Below are 252 nucleotides of genomic sequence, written 5' to 3'. Positions count from 1 at the left end.
CTTCACGCTTAAAATCTGAATTATTAGAGATATTAAAAGTGATATACAAATCGCCGTTTGGACCTCCGTTTACACCAGGACCGCCATGATTTGGAATTTTTATAATCTGTCCGTTTTCAACACCTGCAGGAATCGTGATTCGGATATTTTTTCCGTTGACAGTTAGATTTTGTTTGTGTGTAGTGTAAGCAGATTTAAGATCCAATTCCAGTTCGGCATTAAAATCCTGACCTCTATATTTGGACTGCGATC

The 252-nt window shown here is 37.7% G+C and carries 1 protein-coding gene; it reads right to left on the bottom strand.

Features of this window, described 5'->3' with window-relative positions; genetic code table 11:
- On the bottom strand, window positions 1-252 hold a 252-nt coding region (locus ACWA1B_RS23170; RefSeq protein WP_456911023.1), incomplete at both ends, for a DnaJ C-terminal domain-containing protein.

The organism is Flavobacterium xizangense (assembly GCF_054075145.1).
The sequence above is the reverse complement of the archived record's forward strand: the minus strand, read 5'-3'. Positions and strand labels throughout refer to the sequence as shown.